Consider the following 16,078-nt stretch of genomic DNA (forward strand, 5'->3'; position numbering starts at 1 on the left):
GGAGCGCGATGCTCCATGGCTTTTCTTATCTGATGATGTAATCGCGCCCATCCGTTATGAGTAATCGTTGACTATTATCATAATGTATTATAATATCATTATTGAAATTAATAATGGTAAAAATAAGCATTCAATCACAACGGCTCATCCAAGCCGCTTGACGAACAGAAAGGGGCATCGTATGAACACAACAACCGGCAAGGCAAAGCGAACCAGTCGGAAGAACTGGGCTAAAATGCTGGTGACAGCCCTGGCTGTTCTCGTGTGCATCATCGGTCTCGGCTTTGTGTATGAATGGGTCGCATCCTTGCAGGCCAAGCAGAACTATCCCCCGCCGGGCAAGCTGGTCGATGTCGGTGGATTTCGCCTGCATGTGAAGAAGATCGGGATTGGCTCGCCGACGATTGTCTTCGAGGCTGGCAGCCGGGAGTCCAGCCACATCTGGAGAGATATCCCTGAGCAGTTGGCGAAGGACGCGACGGTCGTCACATACGACCGGGCCGGCTATAGCTGGAGTGAGCAGGCGGATACGGAACGGACCGGCAACCGTATCGTGCAAGAGCTGCATACCGCGTTGCAGCAGGAAGGCATTCGCGGGCCGTATATTCTTGTCGGCCATTCCCAGGGTGGCATGTATTCCCGACTGTTCGCGCAGCAGTATAGGGATGAAGTCGCCGGATTGGTGCTGCTGGATGCGCGACCGGAACAATTCTCGCAGGCAACGGATGCTATCTTTGAGCGGGAAGGACTGGATCCGGATAAGGCGGGAATTCCACCTACGGCCTTGGTGAAGTTATTAAAAGCGTCGGGGGCTATGCGACTGTTCCAGAATTCCCTATTAGCTCAATTGCCGGCTGAGGAGAGGCCGCTCTATGTCAATGTGGATGCAGCGTCAGCTTACTTGGAGACGGCGGAAGAAGAAGACAGGCACATGACCGAGGTGGAAGAGGCTATCCGCGATCAACAGCTCGGATCCCTTCCCGTCAGAATTGTCACTCACGCCATTCCGAACGACGCCACCGCATTCGGCATGTCCGCAGAGAGCAGCCGCCAACTGGAAGATATATGGCAGGATCAGCAAAAGGGCTTGCTGGACATATCCACCGACAGCGAACTAATTATAGCTCAGAACAGCGGTCATATGATTATGCATGACGAGCCCGATCTGGTAGTTGAGATCGTGCAGGAATTATTGGCACAACACCGGAATTGAAACCCGTTGTTGTGTCATTTTGCATTTGATAAGCCTCGCTTCTCTTGGCTGCCGCAGCCATTTCACACGATTGACAAATGTTAGTTGATTGACAAGTCGTATACATGGGCATTATTATATCTATAAACACGATGTGTAACCGGTTACACATGGAAGGAATTGAAACCGTATGGCCACAATCAAGGACGTGTCCAGACTGGCGGGCGTATCGGTGGCCACCGTCTCCCGGGTCTTGAATCAGAATGGTTATGTCCACGAAGACACTGAGAAGAAGGTGTTGAATGCCATTCGGGAGCTCAATTATATCCCGAACGATGTGGCGCGAAGCTTGACGAAGAAATCGGCGAAGATGCTGGCGCTTATTGTGCCTGACATTACGAACCCGTTTTTCAACGAACTGGCCCGCGCTGTGGAGAAGGTCACCCAGTTGTACGGATATGCGACGATTCTGTGCAATTCCGATGACACTCCAGCCAATGAGAAACAATACATTCATGCTTTGAAGCAGAAATATATCGACGGGTTTATTTTAGCCACCAACACCTTGTCGCCTGAAGAAATACAGCAATTGGATGTCCCCGTCGTCATGCTTGACCGGACGATCTCCAGCACTATCCCGACGGTAGCATCTGACAACCGCGAGGGCGCGCGCATGGCCGTACAGTTCCTTCTGAACCAAGGCTGCCGGACTATCGCTCACATTCGCGGACCGCTCGAATTATCGATTGCCGACGAGCGATGCCAAGGCTACCTCGATGAGGTGGGACAAGCGGATTGGTTCCAGCCGGACTTGATTGTCAATGGAGACTTCAACTTGCATCATGCAGCTGATGCAATCCACGAGCTGCTGGATCGCCATCCAGACATTGACGGCATATTCGCTGGCAATGACATTATGGCCATGGGTGCCCTCCGCGCCGTACAGAAGCGCGGTGTCGCTGTTCCCGATGCGATGCAAATCGTCGGTTATGACGGCATTACACTTGGCGGGATGGTCTATCCTGAGTTGACGACCGTCGCACAGCCAATCTATGAGATGGGCTTGCTTGCCGCACGCATGCTCATCAAGCTCATTGAAAAGAAGCCATTGGACGTCATGCACTATAAGCTCGATGTGGAGCTCGTCCAGCGGGGAACGACCCGCGGAAGTGCAAATCAGCCGTAATAGAAATACAACCGTTGGGAAATACTACATGCCATCGGCACCTTTCCCTCCGGTCACATGCATCATGTTGTCAAATCCTCTTCATACCCGTTCCAAGCAGAAACGGCTCGGCAGCCCTTATATTTACGGGATGTACCGCACCGTTTCTGCAGAGTGAATCAGCACTCGCTCGGTCGCACAGGTTCATATACAAGCAACCGTTCTGATTCATATACAAACGTCTGGGATGAAGAATTTCTTTGTTCGATGTGTAACCGGTTACACATATAAAACACTCGCTAATATTCGTTATTCATAGAGCTGTGCCCAACAATCCATTCACTACACTAAAAGGAGTGCATTTACATGGAAAACTTGAAAAAGACCCCTATCATCTTGGATACCGACCCTGGCATTGACGACGCTGTCGCCATCGCCGCCGCTCTCTTCCACGATCGCATCGACGTCAAGCTGATGACGACGGTAGCAGGCAACGTGGGCTTAGACAAGACGACGAACAATGCATTGAAGCTGCTTCAATTTTTCGGCAAAGATGTTCCCGTAGCTCAAGGCGCCTCCAAGCCGCTCGTACGGCCAGCAGAGGATTCGAGCCACATTCACGGAGAATCCGGCATGGATGGCTACGAGTTCGACGCACCTGTTCAGGCTCCGTTGGCTCAGCATGCCGTGGAGGCCATGCGCGACGTCATCTTGAACAGCCCCGAGCCGATTACGATCGTGCCGATTGGACCGCTCACGAACGTGGCTCTGCTGCTTACCTTGTACCCGAATTGCGCATCGAACATCGAGCGCATCGTGCTGATGGGCGGATCCGCATCGCGCGGCAACCATACGCCGAATGCGGAATATAACATTTTCGCCGATCCGGAGGCAGCCAAGATCGTCTTCAATGCAGGACTGCCGATGGTGATGGTCGGCCTCGATGTAACGAGCCAAGCCACATTAACGACGGAAAATGTGGAAACGATAAGAGACATGAACAAGACGGGCAGCATGCTGTACTCTTTGTTCCAGCATTACCGGGGCGGCAGCCTCAAGGCACGCGGACTGAAAATGCATGATCTGTGCGCCATTGCCTACTTGGTCAATCCCGCGCTGTTCGAATCGCAAGACTGCTTCGTCGATATCGAGACGGTGGGCCTCTATACGGCTGGCACGACAGTAGTTGATATTAGCGGCCGCTTGGCCAAGCCAAGCAACGTGACGGTATGCTTGGACATTGACGTTCCGGCTTTCCGTGAATGGGCGCTGGAAGTGCTTCACAACGCGATTTAACCTCAACTTAGAAAAGGAGCGTGTTCCACGTGTTGGAGATTATTATTAGCTTAGTTCTCCTTGTCGCAACAGGTTATTTAATCGCCAAAAACTATGACGCCAAATTCGTGCTCCTCGCTGCCGGTATCGGGCTTATGATTGCTGCCGCGCTGCTTGGTCACCCTGTGCTGAAGCCGGAAGATTCCACCGGTCTCGCCCTGTTAGATCCGTTCAAACAGATCGGGCTCATCTTCGTCAAGCAGTTGGGCAGTGTCGGTTTAACCATCATGGTTCTGTTCGGCTTCTCCAGTTATATGACACATATCGGTGCCAATGATGTCGCCGTGCATATGATGACGAAGCCTCTCGGGAAGATTAAGTCGCAGTACATTCTCGTGCCTATCATCTTCCTGCTTGGCAACTTGCTGTCGCTGGTCGTGCCGAGCGCTTCCAGCTTGGCGATCTTGCTGATGGCGACGCTATATCCCGTATTGAAAAATACGGGCATGTCCTCGCTGACGGCCGGCGCTGTCATTGCGACGACGGCTACGATTATGCCGACTCCGCTCGGGGCGGACAACGTCGTAGCAGCGGAGAAGCTTGGCTTGAACTTGGTCGAATATGTCTTCTCGTACCATGCCAAAATTTCGATTCCGGTGCTCCTGATTATGGCGGTGGCGCACTACTTCTGGCAAAAATATATGGATAAGCGCCAGCAAGGTACGCTCCAGCAGGACATTAATGACGAGAAATTGAATGTGAACAAGGATCTGCCGCCGGCTTATTACGGATTGCTGCCGATTCTGCCGCTCATTCTCGTATTGGTATTCGGCTTGTTTATTACGAGCGTCAAGCTCGGTCTTATCGAAATTACGTTTATTTGTATGGCGCTTGCCATTATAATCGAGATTATCCGCAAAGGCTCCTTCAAGGAAACGTCGAAGCAGCTCTCGATCTTCTTCACCGGCATGGGTGCCGGACTGGCACAGGTCGTCTCGCTTATCGTGGCAGCAAGCATGCTGGTTGAAGGTTTGAAGACGATTGGCCTCATCGATATGCTCATCGAATCCGTGCAGCACGTAGAGAGCGCTGGCGTCATCCTCATGTTCATCTTCGCGGGCGTTGCGGGCTTGATCGGATTCATTAGCGGTAGCGGCTTGGCTGTATTCTACTCGTTCATCAATATCATTCCGGAAATTACGGAAAAAATCGGTGTCAGCAGCATCATGGTCGCGCTGCCGATGCAATTGACTTCGAACTTGGTTCGTTCCATATCGCCGGTGGCGGCGGTCATCATCGTCGTTGCTTCGATTATTAAGGTTAACCCGATACAAATCGTCAAACGCACATCCGTGCCGATTCTGGTCGGGATCGTCTCTTGCTTAATCTTATCGTTCATCTTTTTCGCATAAGGCAGCAAGAGGCAGAGACACTGCCATAAGGACGTGTCTTGGGTAGGAAGGAGAGATTTCATATGAACCATATATGCGTACTGGGGAGTTTAAATAGAGATACGAGTCATTTGTTAACCAGATTACCCATGGTCGGAGAGACCGTTCACGGCATCGGCACATCATCAAGCGCTGGAGGAAAAGGGTGCAACCAGGCGGTGTCTGCCGCACGTCTGGGCGCCCGCGTATCCTTCATCGGCAAGGTCGGTGAAGATAAGGGAGGCGAGCAGCTGCTTAAGGTACTGCGGGAAGAGAACATAGACACCTCCCATATTCAAGTCGATCCGGAAGTCCCAACGGGAGAAGCCACCATTCTGATTCAAGAGGATGGGAAAAATGCCATCATCGTAACGGCGGGCGCCAATATGAGCATCCGGGATGAAGATATCGAGCAGGCGTATGCGGCGATCGATCAAGCCGACATCGTCATCGCCCAGTTCGAAATTCCGATCCCGGCGGTGACGAAGGCATTTGCCTATGCCAAGCAGCAAGGCAAGGTGACCATTCTGAATCCGGCGCCGGCGAAAGAGATTCCGGATGCGCTGCTGCAGGCAACCGACATTCTCGTGCCGAACGAAACGGAGATGCAGGTCATTACAGGCGCCGAGCTGAACGGCGATGACGCCATTCGCACAGCGGCCGGCCAATTGCTCGGCCACGGCATCCGTTACGTCATCGTGACGCTCGGCGAGCAAGGCGCGCTCATCTGCCATGCAGATGGTGCCGAGCACGTACCGGCGCAGCTCGTCTCGGCCGTCGACACGACTGCGGCAGGCGATTCGTTCATCGGCGCGTTGTCCAGCAGACTTGATCTATCCCGCTGGCACGATCCGCAGCATCTTCGGGAAGTCGTGTCCTTCGCCAATTCCTTCTCAGCGTTGGTCGTACAGCGGAAAGGGGCTATCGCCTCCATTCCCCACTCGCATGAGCTGGAATCGTAATAACAGGTTACATCAAGGAAAAAGAGCAGGCGCAGCCGAACAGCAGGATTGTTCAGGCTGCGCCTTCGTGTATGTTCCATGTTCATACCATATTGCACTCTCGGCGGACATCCGATATGCTGAGAACAGCTTCACTACATGACGAATAAAGGATGACTCTACATGGAGAAATGGATTGAATACTGTCTTAGCAAACAAGGTTCTCTTCTTACCTTCCCGTTCGGCAGCGACATTCCCGTCGTCCGCGTGGGCGGCAAAATGTTCGCGTTATTCCGCAGGACGGACGGTTCGTCCAGCGTCAACTTGAAATGCGAGCCTTTCCGCGCCGAGGCTCTGCGGGAACAATTTGCCGAGATTACTCCAGGGTACCATATGAACAAGCGCCACTGGAACACCGTACAGCTCCAAGGCAGCCTGGGTGATTCCGAAATCAAAACGCTTATCGATCACTCCTATGAGTTGGTCTATAAAGGACTGACGAAAGAGGAGAAAAAGGCGATCAGCTAACAAGGAACATAGCCCTTTGCTTGAGTTGCCCTTAACTAGCTATTGAACCTACCGTCAGACTTCAGACCGCTAACTTGTTGCTTGTCGCCAAGAAGTGCTTTATTATTATTTTTGAAAATGATAATAGTAAGATGAGGGGGAGCCCATGAATAAGAAAGCCCAATTAATTCTGCACCCAGTCCGCATGCGCATCGTGCAAACCCTGTTGGGAAATCGCAAGCTGACCGTACACGAGATAGCCGAACGGCTGCCGAATGTTCCTCAGGCTACGTTATACCGTAACTTAAATAAACTCGTTGCAGGCAACATCCTTGAAGTCGTCGATTCGAGACAAGTGCGTGGAGCCGTAGAGAAAATATATGCGCTTGGGGACAGTAAAGCGAATTTTACGACCGAAGAGTTTGATGGCAGCACCAAAGAAGAGCAAATGAATTGGTTCATTCAATTTGCCACCGGCTTGATTGACCAGTACGGCCGCTATCTGGAGCAAGACCAGATTGACTTGGCCAAAGACGGCCTCACGTTCCGCGAAGCCGATCTATACATGAGCGATGAAGAATTCGAAGCCTTCAAGCTAGACATTCTTGCCGCCTACGGGAAAGTAATGCCGAACGAACCTGCACCGCATCGCAGCAAGCGGACCGTGTCCTTCATCATAATCCCTGAAGGCGATAACACAGGAAACAGCGGCCGGCAATAACGACTGTTGCGACCGCCAAATTCAGAACTTAAGAGTTCAAATAAGAAGACAGCTTTATTATTATTTCCGTGCTTCAACAACGGATTGTCTCTCCACCAATACCGGCGGAACACTCTCTCTTCGACCCGTTCCCCCATTCAGCAGCTCGATCAGCATCTCGACAGCCCGAATGCCGATCCGCTCATTGGCATGCCGAATTGTCGTTAGCGGCGGGTTCGTGTAAGCAGGGAAGAACGCGCCATCGTAGCCTGCGACAGATATGTCCTCAGGCACGCGAACCCCTTGCTGGGATAGCGCCATTATCGCACCCATAGCCATCAGATCGTTCGCGCAGCATATCGCCGTAATTGCAGGATCCTTCTCGTATAACTCCAAGGCGGCACGGGCACCGCTGGCACCACTGAAGTCACCGGCGGCAGCAAGCCCGGCAGCGCCTTGTGTAGAGGCGGAAAAAATTCGTGAAACTCAGGAGTCGCTTCGAATTCAAATTCCGGCATGAAAATGCCGATCAGCTTGCTGCTCTTGCCCACGAGCTGCTTCGCTCCGAGATCGGGCACATACCCCATCTCCCGAGCCTTCTGCTGCACGCGTTCGATCGTCTTCGGATGGACGCCGTAGCTTCCGTTCAAGGGCGTGATATCGTGCTGACCGCCAAATTCAATTCCTTTGCGATATCAATGGATACCTTCATTGGTGCTGTGTACCCTCTTCAATCAAAATATTGCCCGCTTCTTCTTTCGTTAATTTCGACACATCCCGCTGCTGCCCCCTGTCCCTATCCAATTTCTGAATGGCTGTGATTTGGGTCGCTGTTGCCTTTTGAGAGCGAATGAGCCTTTCCATATTGCCCGATGCAATCTTCGTCGCCAGTTCACGATCCTGAAGCGCATCCATCATCTGATACATCGCTTCAATCGCTTGCTCTTCCGCTGCCAATCCAAAGCCCGAATCGGTGCTCAACAAAAATCGATCTGGAAAGTCCTTTATTACCGGCACGAAATCAACTAGCTTGTTTACACTTTCTGGGTTAAACGCAGTAAATCCAGCGAAAAAATCCGCATATAGGTTTGGATATTTCTCCAAAAGCATGCGGATATTCTCCGGAGAGTTATACGCATTGGCATGTGCGAAAATGATCGTCGTGTCCGGATATGCTTTCAAAGCTTCTTCCAGCTTGGTAATAACCATCCCGTTCGGCGGGTCAATATGGAGAAGCAAAGGCGCATTATATGCCGCGCACAGCTCATACAGCTGCGGGAAGATGCCATCCATCGGATGCTCTGTCTTCCACGCCACATTGGCGAGAACCGGAGAGTAAGTCGAAGCGGCTGCCAATTCGCCCAGGCTGAAGTAGCCCTGCTCCAGCTTCTCCTTCACCATATCCAGACTTGCAGGGTCGTGGAGATCAATCCCTGAGAAGAAGGGAACGAACCGCTCCGGATATTGCTGATACGCTTCCCAAGCATACTGGTCAGTCTGAATGGCACTCGGTTCGGACACATTGCCGAACAGAACGACTCGATCCACCCTATACTTATCCCACATGTGGTCGATTTTCCAATCATAAGAACGATTGCTTGCGCTATGATTATGCGCATCGATTAGCGGGATATCTCCATACCGCTTGACCAAGTTGTCGAAGCTGTCTTGCGAATCCTTAGAAGACGCATCTGCCACCTTCGACTCATTCGCGGTCGCGGCAGCGTCCCTGGAAGAGGATGGGGCTGGATCTGACGGCGGTAGAACCCAATACTTTAAGATTAGTGCCGCTCCAATGATAACAATCGCGTACATGCAGGCGAGTAAAAGCTTTTTACCTTGAGACATTATTCCACCACTTCCCTTCGACGCTGTACTGTACCCATTTTCTTTGTACTAACGATCCTTGGTTACATCATTGCAGCTATCCCTATGGCAGCAATACGGGCGATGTTCGTCAGCATGAAATTTTGCACCGCCAAGCCGAACGTCTCTGCTTTCGTCTGCTTCTCTGTGAACAGCTTGATGTTCTTGCGAACCGGAATAAAGGTGAGCAATACGAGCAGCGGGATGATCGGATTCACTTGCAACAGCAACAAGGCGATGAGGTCTAAATAGGATGCATAGTACAAACAACGGAACAAGATTAACGCGTTCGGTTTGCCAATATAGACGGGAAGCGTATATCGCTTGTTCTCAATGTCTTCTTCAATGTCGCATATATTGTTGGCCAACATAATATTCGCAATGCCCAATATGGCCGGGATAGAGATGAAGAATATTAATAATACTTCAATGATGTTGATATGTATGTCGAGATATCCATTTTCAATAAATAGTGTAACTAGCTGTTGATTGTCAATGTGGATATAGGTCGAGATAAATATAATGACAAAGCCCATGAACAACCCCGAGAACAGCTCACCAAGCGGCATTCGTGAAATCGCGATCGGACCTAAGGAATATAAAAATCCAACCATGAATGACAGGCCGCCCAGCAGCAAAATTATGATGTCGGTCTGCAAAAACAGCACAAACCCCGACGTCATCGCCGCAAGGAGCAACGTGACAATGACACCGACGACCGTGCTCTCTTTTAATTTGTGCTGGACGATGGCATTATGAACTTCATATCCGTAGCCATGAGTCTTGACCGCCTTTTTATAATCGATATAATTGTTGATCGCCGTCGTGGCCATATCAAAGGACAACAACGAAATCAACATGAGCAGAAAATGAGTCAACCGAAATTCTTGGAACCGAAACACCGCATAGAGGGTGCCTATGCAAAACGGTATCATGCTTGCCGCTTTGGTCTTAATTTCAACCAGCTTTAAATATTGTCCGACTGTCACAACCATACTCCCTTTTGTTTGAAAATTGAAACATCATTTTTGAAATCTTTCACCATTTTATCGCAAAAAGCGGCAAATTACAGCATATTCCGTTCAATTGTTCCCTGTTGTGTCGACAATTTGGGCGACATGATGTAAGAAACGGTCGAAGTCTTGCCTGTTCGGATAATGGGCCGAGTTCTCCAGCACGATAAATCGCTTGCCTTTGGGAGTCTTTACGTGTTCATAATATTTCTTAGCCATTTCAAAATTGGCCGCCATATCGTGTTTTCCTTGAATGAAATAAACCGGCACCTTGATCTCAGGTATCGTCGCAAACAAATTGGTGCTGATAATCTCCTCCTGCAGTTCCGTACTCTCGAAAATGCTAAACTTAGCTCCAGATACCAACGTCTTATATATGTCCGTAATGGTGTAATCGGGAGATATAAATGCGCCCGTAATCAACCCGAAAATACTCGCTTGATCGGTATGTTCATCCTTATAGTTGTACCCGGTAGATTGATTCAGCAATTCTCCAAATTGTTCCTCGCGTTTACCGAAATAAGGAGCTGCGCCCAGCTTATGCAGCTGCTGCATCGCCTTCTGATCCTGATCTTCTTCTGCCTGGTTCAAAAGCCACTGGTAGGCCAACTTTTGACCTTCTATTATATTGGTGATTTGTCCGAGAGCGATATAAGCATGGAACTTTTCCGGAAAGCGATAGGCTAATTCTGTTCCGATTATGGTGCCGAATGAATTCCCGATAATATATATTCGATTTTGATGAAATTTGGTCCTGACATAATCGACGACCTCATTGGCATCGGTAATAAACTGCTCTATATTCATCGTTGCGATATCGATGTCCTTCGAATAACTCTTCCCTGCTCCCCTCTGATCATAATATACGGCGACACAACTGCCGGTGATTTCGGGGTATAGAGAACGGGAGCTCACGCCAAAGGGGAAAGGAGACCCTGGTCCCCCATGCAAAAATAAGCAGACCGGCTTCGTTTTGTCTTCACCTTCTATGAGAATATATTGTTTGATTCCGCCGATTTGCAGCTCTTCAACGACGCTAATGCCTCCGTTTTTCGTAAGTGCCTCGCCATTCTGTACAATCTGCTGCTGCATCACTAATCTGTAACCCAAGGCGAAAAGAACGACGGACAGGAGGACGGCAACAATAATGAGTATGAACCATAACATTCGCGATCCCATCCTTTTTCTCGCTATGCTCATCAATCGTTGTCTCCTTGAACCTGAAGCACGAACTTCAACATATCCCGCAGAACTCGCAGTTGCTTAGACACATGAATGTTCTCTGTCCCTAGATGAACGCTGTTGAACCTTATCCCTTCCAGAGCAGACAGCATCATTTCGGCAATATCCTCCACCTGATGCAACGGTGTAAACTCTCCCGTACGGACACCTTCGCGAATGACACCTGCGCTCCATTCCATGGCCTCGGAGAACCGCTCCTGCAGCTGCGCCGATCGTTCCTCGTTCCTCCAAGCGGTAATGAAATACTCGTAACCAACCGCAAAAAGAGGATCACCCGCCTGTTCCAGCATCTTTTCCTGAGTGTCCAGCATCCATATTATTCGATCCCAAGCCGTCATGGCCTCATCTGGGAACGCCTCTAACACTTGTTCATCTTTGCCTAATATCAGGTCTTGCAACATGTCCTCCGTATTCGAATAGTACATATACACACCGCCAAAGCTTTTTCCAGATTCCTCCACAATGTCTTTCATCGTTGTCGGCTCGAATCCTTTCCGGCTGAATACCCTTCCGGCTGCCTCCAGAATTTCACGGCGACGTTGTTCTTTGTAATGCGCAGATACTTTAGGTGACATGTTAGAACGACCTCCCATTATTGAATAGACAACAAAACGAGAAATGTCTCGTTTATTTTAATGTTTTTATTATAACGAGAAGGTTCTCGTTTTTCAAGAATGTGAGGCATTGACTCTGCACCATTAACGAAATGATCCGTTCGTGCAATGACGCGCTCAGATTGACGGTGATCCGCTTCAACCACCCCTTTGCTTCATTCTCCCCAACCTTCAGGAAGCGGCAGTCCGATGACAACTCAAGCTAACTGCCGTCATGATTGGCGCTTTATGTTATGTCCTATACGAATCGGCATGTGCTTTTATTCATGACAATATCTCACACTGGAATTGATTTGGAACTATTTCTACAGTTGGGGCGTCTATATATATAGAAATAGATAAGGGGGATTTATCCAATGGTACCTGATGCCAAATGTAGACGGCGGGATATCATCATCCTGCTGCTGTCGCTCGTCGGTGCCGTAGCACTGTTCATAGTCATATTCGTTACCTTTTCCTTCAAACACGTGGAAGCACAAGTGCAGAAGGAGCAGAAGGATAATACCGGTCCCGATATCAAAATCTTGCAGGACGGTGTGGAAATGAAATTAAGCAATCCGCCCTTCCTCAAATCGGGCAGAATTTTCGTACCGCTGCGCGATCTGTCTCAACTGCTGAATTTCAGAACGGACTGGGATGCCACACATCAGATAATTACTGTAATTGGAATCAACCATGTTGTAAGGGTGGACCCATACAGTATACAGGCTCTCGTTGACGGGAAATCGGTCAGAATGGATGCTGATCCGGTTATTAGAGGCAATTCGACCTATGTTCCTCTGCAATTTTTCGCCTCTGCCTTCAGAACTCCGGTTACATGGGATACGTATACGAAGACGGTCAACATCAATAATCAATCGAAATATCTTCATGCCGTCCATCCAGACGGAACAATGTTCTGGGTCAGCAAGCAAAACGGCACGCTCTATATGAGGAGCGCTGGCATGGGAGCCAAACTCGTAACCGTTGGTCAAGTCCATTTGAACACGATCGAGATCGACAAAGGGAATATGAGGGTAGAAAGCTTAGATCCCCAAGGGTATGACATTGAAATTGCGGTTTCCATGAAAGATATGACGGATGTTGTGTATAACGTGCGTGTCCTTGGCGGTGCAATCGCGAAGGAAACGATTACTATTCCAAGCGACTGAGGCCGACTGCAGCGGCATTTTATTCTCTTGACTTTCGAATCTATCAGCTTTAATCTAAAGATAGGTAGATAACTAGATTGATTTTCCAATTACATATATTTATCTTTATTGATAAAGGCAAACCCATCGAAAGATGGCGACGCAAAGCTACAGGGGCTACGGCGAAGTTTTTCGCTAAGCCAGCCAGTTACCGATATAGAAGCTTAACGTTTCTTTGCGACGTTATGAAGCCCTTCTTATTTCGGTAAGAAGGGCTTTTTCATTTACAATTTTACAACTGCATATGTCAACTCCGTATTGACAAGGGCAAACCCACTGAAAGGTGGGGACGCAAAGCTACAGGGGCTTCAGCGATATTCGCAAAGCCAGCCAGTTACCAATAATGAAGTGTAACGTCTTGTTGCATGGATTATGCCCTTCTTATCTCGATAAGAAGGGTTTTCTATTTTCAAGACGCGGCCTTCGATTAGGAGAGATTGTAATGAAGTGGGACAAGCGTTTACTAGTCTTCCTAGCATTTATTACTCTAATATTTGCTTTACCTACATACACGGTTCATGCAGAAGATAGCACAATTGATAGATTAGTCGTTCTGCCAAGCGGCGACTATAACGTCAATGAGGCAACCGCTATGAAGCAACGGCTAGAGAAGATTCCTGCCAACATCTTGAGCGCGCTATTCAACAAAGGCGTAAAAATTAAATTAACGAACGACATCATTACGAATGAGCCTGAATTGAATTATTTAAAAGGCGTGACGCCAAGAGGGTGGGAAGGCACAGGATTAACGTGGGATGATGTTCCAGGAGTAAGCGAGAGAGTCGTCGTCGCAAGAATTGGTTACAGCAACAAAGGCAAAGGCCATAACTCGCTCAATCTGGAAATTCACGAAACGATGCATGCGGTAGACCGGTTCGTATTTAACGAAGTTAGCAGCACAGAAGAGTTCAAAAACATATTTAATGCAGAAGCTAGCGTGAAATACAGCGGAGACGGCTATGTCTCGGTTCAACCGACAGAATACTTTGCGGAAACCGCCAGCTTGTATGTATATAGCGAGAACACACGCAATGATCTGAAAAACAGCATGCCGCTCACGTATGAATTTTTGGACAAGCTGTTTACCAGCTAATATCGATAAATGAGAAAAGCTCCTCTCTGGTCACGCCAGAAAGGAGCTTTCTTATTGCTTAGCGGTGATATCCTACAGGTCTTAAGGGTACACCCGATCCGGATTCACTTGATCCCAGACTTCGGTTTCATCCGCATTTCTCTGATACTCATGATGATTCGTAGCTTCCAGCACATCCGTGTAGTACCACTTGGTCGACGTATTGTCCGGCCACTGCTTCGCGTCCTTGTGAATGCCGTCTGCCTTCACCTTCCGGTTCAAAACGCTGTTGATGAAGGACATGGCTTCCGCGCGGGAAATGTACTGGTTCGGCTTGAACGTTCCGTCTGGATAGCCTTTAATCCAGCCTTTGTTAGCAGCTGATACGATATATTTTTCTGCCCAATGTCCGCTAATGTCGGTAAACATATCGTTCTTCTGCTCATCCAGCTTGTCGAAGCGTGATGCGATCGCGGCAAATTCCGCTCTCGTAATCGAACGTTCCGGCTTAAAGGTTCCGTCTGGATAACCCGTGATAATGCTCGCATTTTCCATCGTGGAGATATGTTTGTTCGACCAGCGCTTGCTGTCGACATCTCCGTAGGAATTGCTGCCTTTCATGTAGTTGCTGCGAGTCTCATTCTCCATCAGTCGGTAGAAGATAACAGCAACTTCCTCGCGGCTGATAAGGTTCTCCGGCTTAATCGTTCCGTCCGGATAGCCGTTAATGTAATTGTAGTGATTATCCATTTCCAGCTTCGGTGGAACTGGCGGCAATGGCGGTACCGGAGGCAACGGGTTGACCGGGTTAGTCGGGTTGGTCGTTACTATTGTCGTCGAGCCGCCCGGGCTTCCCGTTCCAGGATTCCCCGGATCAGGATTGGTCGTATTTTTCGTGTAGTAGAAAACATACTCCTGCCCTTCGCCAGTCGTAAAGGTATACGTGTCACTTGCCTTGACAGGTGTGTACCCGGATACCGATACAGCCGAAAGAGCTACCTTCTCGCCAGCTTTGCCGCTCTTCGTCGTCGGTTCGGCCAGTTGCTTGCCTGTGCCTTGCTCCAAGTACTTCACGGTGACGTGTTGGTCTATATTAGATGCATCCTTGGTGTAGTGAATCTCCAGTAACTGATTCGGTTCACTCGTAAAGGTATAAGGGTAAATGGACTGTTCAGGCGTATATACCGCCCCAGTAACGGTAATCGGTGTCGGTCTTACATTGATGTGTTCTCCGGTTCTGCCCTTAACGCTTGTCGAGTCCTTTACAGGCTGGTTTGTTTCCTTATCCAAGTGCATGATGGTGAGCAGTTGCACATCATCAGCGCCACCCTTCGTATAGAAGAAGGTGTACTCTTGATCTGGATTAGCGATAATTACATATTCATGATTAAAGTTCAATGGCGTGTACACCGCATCAGACACTGTAATCTGATCGGCAGTCAGCCAGAGAATATCTCCAACCTTGCCTGTATGGAGGGTCGGTTCTTGCAAGACTGCATTTGTATCCTGCTCCACATAATGAACAGTTACCGTATAATCTTCACCTTGATTTACTTTGTTGTAGAAGAAAGTGTACTCCTGTACGTCTGCATTTGTGATAGTGTAATCGACGCTATAGCTTTCAGGAGCGTATACGGCATCAGATACCGTAATATCTGTTGCTGTTAACTTGATGCTTTCTCCAACTTTTCCGGTATGTGACGTGGACTCTTGCAACGCTGCATTTGTCGTACGCTCCACATAATTCACTGTCACGGTACGTTGTTCATCCGTTGGAGCATCCTTTTTGTAGTAGAAGGTGTACACATTACCTTCTGCTTTAAAGGTGTAGCTATCACTTTCCTTCACTGGCGTGTAACCCGCTACTTCAG

General features: G+C 49.1%; 16 protein-coding genes and 2 riboswitches. Of the genes, 9 read left to right on the plus strand and 7 right to left on the minus strand.

Features of this window, described 5'->3' with window-relative positions; genetic code table 11:
- Positions 1-181 precede the first annotated feature (181 nt).
- The 7 genes from A372_RS0112995 (at position 182) to A372_RS0113025 (ending at position 7,231) form a co-directional block, all read left to right on the plus strand.
- Positions 182-1,213 carry an alpha/beta fold hydrolase gene (locus tag A372_RS0112995; RefSeq protein ID WP_019421289.1) on the plus strand — a complete coding sequence of 344 codons (1,032 nt, stop codon included), beginning with the start codon at positions 182-184 and terminating at the stop codon, positions 1,211-1,213.
- Positions 1,214-1,382: 169 nt separating this feature from the next.
- Entirely contained in the window at positions 1,383-2,378 is a 996-nt protein-coding gene (locus A372_RS0113000) for a LacI family DNA-binding transcriptional regulator (RefSeq protein WP_019421290.1), read from the plus strand.
- Positions 2,379-2,723: 345 nt separating this feature from the next.
- Positions 2,724-3,653, plus strand: a complete 930-nt coding sequence (gene rihC, locus A372_RS0113005; protein ID WP_019421291.1) for a ribonucleoside hydrolase RihC — start codon at positions 2,724-2,726, stop codon at positions 3,651-3,653.
- A 29-nt stretch (positions 3,654-3,682) separates the two neighbouring features.
- Positions 3,683-5,044, plus strand: a complete 1,362-nt coding sequence (gene dcuC / locus A372_RS0113010; protein WP_019421292.1) for a C4-dicarboxylate transporter DcuC — start codon at positions 3,683-3,685, stop codon at positions 5,042-5,044.
- A gap of 62 nt (positions 5,045-5,106) precedes the next feature.
- On the plus strand, positions 5,107-6,024 hold the full coding sequence (rbsK, locus tag A372_RS0113015; protein WP_026011045.1) for a ribokinase: 918 nt from the start codon (positions 5,107-5,109) through the stop codon (positions 6,022-6,024).
- Between the two features lie 162 nt (positions 6,025-6,186).
- Positions 6,187-6,531 (plus strand): MmcQ/YjbR family DNA-binding protein, encoded by a 345-nt coding sequence (locus tag A372_RS0113020; RefSeq protein WP_019421294.1) that lies wholly within the window; start codon positions 6,187-6,189, stop codon positions 6,529-6,531.
- Positions 6,532-6,676: 145 nt separating this feature from the next.
- On the plus strand, positions 6,677-7,231 hold the full coding sequence (locus A372_RS0113025; RefSeq protein ID WP_019421295.1) for a helix-turn-helix domain-containing protein: 555 nt from the start codon (positions 6,677-6,679) through the stop codon (positions 7,229-7,231).
- Between the two features lie 60 nt (positions 7,232-7,291).
- Here the strand turns inward: A372_RS0113025 and A372_RS38120 are convergent, their stop codons facing one another.
- The 6 genes from A372_RS38120 to A372_RS0113055 form a co-directional block, all read right to left on the minus strand.
- Entirely contained in the window at positions 7,292-7,606 is a 315-nt protein-coding gene (locus A372_RS38120) for a substrate-binding domain-containing protein (protein WP_237728532.1), read from the minus strand.
- Positions 7,549-7,860: a LacI family transcriptional regulator gene (locus A372_RS38600; RefSeq protein WP_019421297.1), complete on the minus strand. Its 312-nt coding sequence runs from the start codon at positions 7,858-7,860 to the stop codon at positions 7,549-7,551. The genes A372_RS38120 and A372_RS38600 overlap by 58 nt, the downstream gene beginning before the upstream one ends.
- Positions 7,861-7,918: 58 nt before the next feature.
- Positions 7,919-9,058, minus strand: coding sequence for an amidohydrolase family protein (locus A372_RS0113040; protein ID WP_019421298.1), 1,140 nt, complete (start codon positions 9,056-9,058; stop codon positions 7,919-7,921).
- 62 nt (positions 9,059-9,120) lie between these two features.
- Positions 9,121-10,065, minus strand: a complete 945-nt coding sequence (locus tag A372_RS0113045) for a prenyltransferase (RefSeq protein WP_019421299.1) — start codon at positions 10,063-10,065, stop codon at positions 9,121-9,123.
- Between the two features lie 93 nt (positions 10,066-10,158).
- Positions 10,159-11,256, minus strand: a complete 1,098-nt coding sequence (locus A372_RS0113050) for an alpha/beta fold hydrolase (protein WP_157259542.1) — start codon at positions 11,254-11,256, stop codon at positions 10,159-10,161.
- 32 nt (positions 11,257-11,288) lie between these two features.
- On the minus strand, positions 11,289-11,906 hold the full coding sequence (locus A372_RS0113055) for a TetR family transcriptional regulator (RefSeq protein ID WP_019421301.1): 618 nt from the start codon (positions 11,904-11,906) through the stop codon (positions 11,289-11,291).
- Between the two features lie 395 nt (positions 11,907-12,301).
- Here A372_RS0113055 and A372_RS0113060 point away from each other — a divergent pair, with 395 nt between their 5' ends.
- Together A372_RS0113060 and A372_RS0113065 are read left to right on the plus strand one after the other, a co-directional pair.
- Entirely contained in the window at positions 12,302-13,096 is a 795-nt protein-coding gene (locus tag A372_RS0113060) for a stalk domain-containing protein (RefSeq protein WP_019421302.1), read from the plus strand.
- 106 nt (positions 13,097-13,202) lie between these two features.
- A riboswitch (cyclic di-GMP riboswitch) is annotated at positions 13,203-13,291 on the plus strand.
- Between the two features lie 100 nt (positions 13,292-13,391).
- A riboswitch (cyclic di-GMP riboswitch) is annotated at positions 13,392-13,477 on the plus strand.
- A 100-nt stretch (positions 13,478-13,577) separates the two neighbouring features.
- Positions 13,578-14,228, plus strand: coding sequence for an anthrax toxin lethal factor-related metalloendopeptidase (locus tag A372_RS0113065; RefSeq protein WP_026011046.1), 651 nt, complete (start codon positions 13,578-13,580; stop codon positions 14,226-14,228).
- Positions 14,229-14,309: 81 nt separating this feature from the next.
- Here A372_RS0113065 and A372_RS0113070 read toward each other — a convergent pair.
- On the minus strand, positions 14,310-16,078 hold a 1,769-nt coding region (locus tag A372_RS0113070; protein ID WP_026011047.1), incomplete at its 5' end, for an S-layer homology domain-containing protein.

This window comes from Paenibacillus sp. OSY-SE (genome assembly GCF_000283315.1).
Lineage (GTDB): Bacteria > Bacillota > Bacilli > Paenibacillales > Paenibacillaceae > Paenibacillus_B > Paenibacillus_B profundus.

Coding starts and splice junctions, on each gene's coding strand:
- rbsK (WP_026011045.1), top strand. CDS start 5,107: ATGAACCATATATGCGTACTGGGGAGTTTAAATAGAGATACGAGTCAT.
- A372_RS0112995 (WP_019421289.1), top strand. CDS start 182: ATGAACACAACAACCGGCAAGGCAAAGCGAACCAGTCGGAAGAACTGG.
- rihC (WP_019421291.1), top strand. CDS start 2,724: ATGGAAAACTTGAAAAAGACCCCTATCATCTTGGATACCGACCCTGGC.
- A372_RS0113000 (WP_019421290.1), top strand. CDS start 1,383: ATGGCCACAATCAAGGACGTGTCCAGACTGGCGGGCGTATCGGTGGCC.
- A372_RS0113055 (WP_019421301.1), bottom strand. CDS start 11,906: ATGTCACCTAAAGTATCTGCGCATTACAAAGAACAACGTCGCCGTGAA.
- A372_RS0113060 (WP_019421302.1), top strand. CDS start 12,302: ATGGTACCTGATGCCAAATGTAGACGGCGGGATATCATCATCCTGCTG.
- A372_RS0113025 (WP_019421295.1), top strand. CDS start 6,677: ATGAATAAGAAAGCCCAATTAATTCTGCACCCAGTCCGCATGCGCATC.
- A372_RS0113050 (WP_157259542.1), bottom strand. CDS start 11,256: ATGTTATGGTTCATACTCATTATTGTTGCCGTCCTCCTGTCCGTCGTT.
- A372_RS0113065 (WP_026011046.1), top strand. CDS start 13,578: ATGAAGTGGGACAAGCGTTTACTAGTCTTCCTAGCATTTATTACTCTA.
- A372_RS0113020 (WP_019421294.1), top strand. CDS start 6,187: ATGGAGAAATGGATTGAATACTGTCTTAGCAAACAAGGTTCTCTTCTT.
- A372_RS0113040 (WP_019421298.1), bottom strand. CDS start 9,058: ATGTCTCAAGGTAAAAAGCTTTTACTCGCCTGCATGTACGCGATTGTT.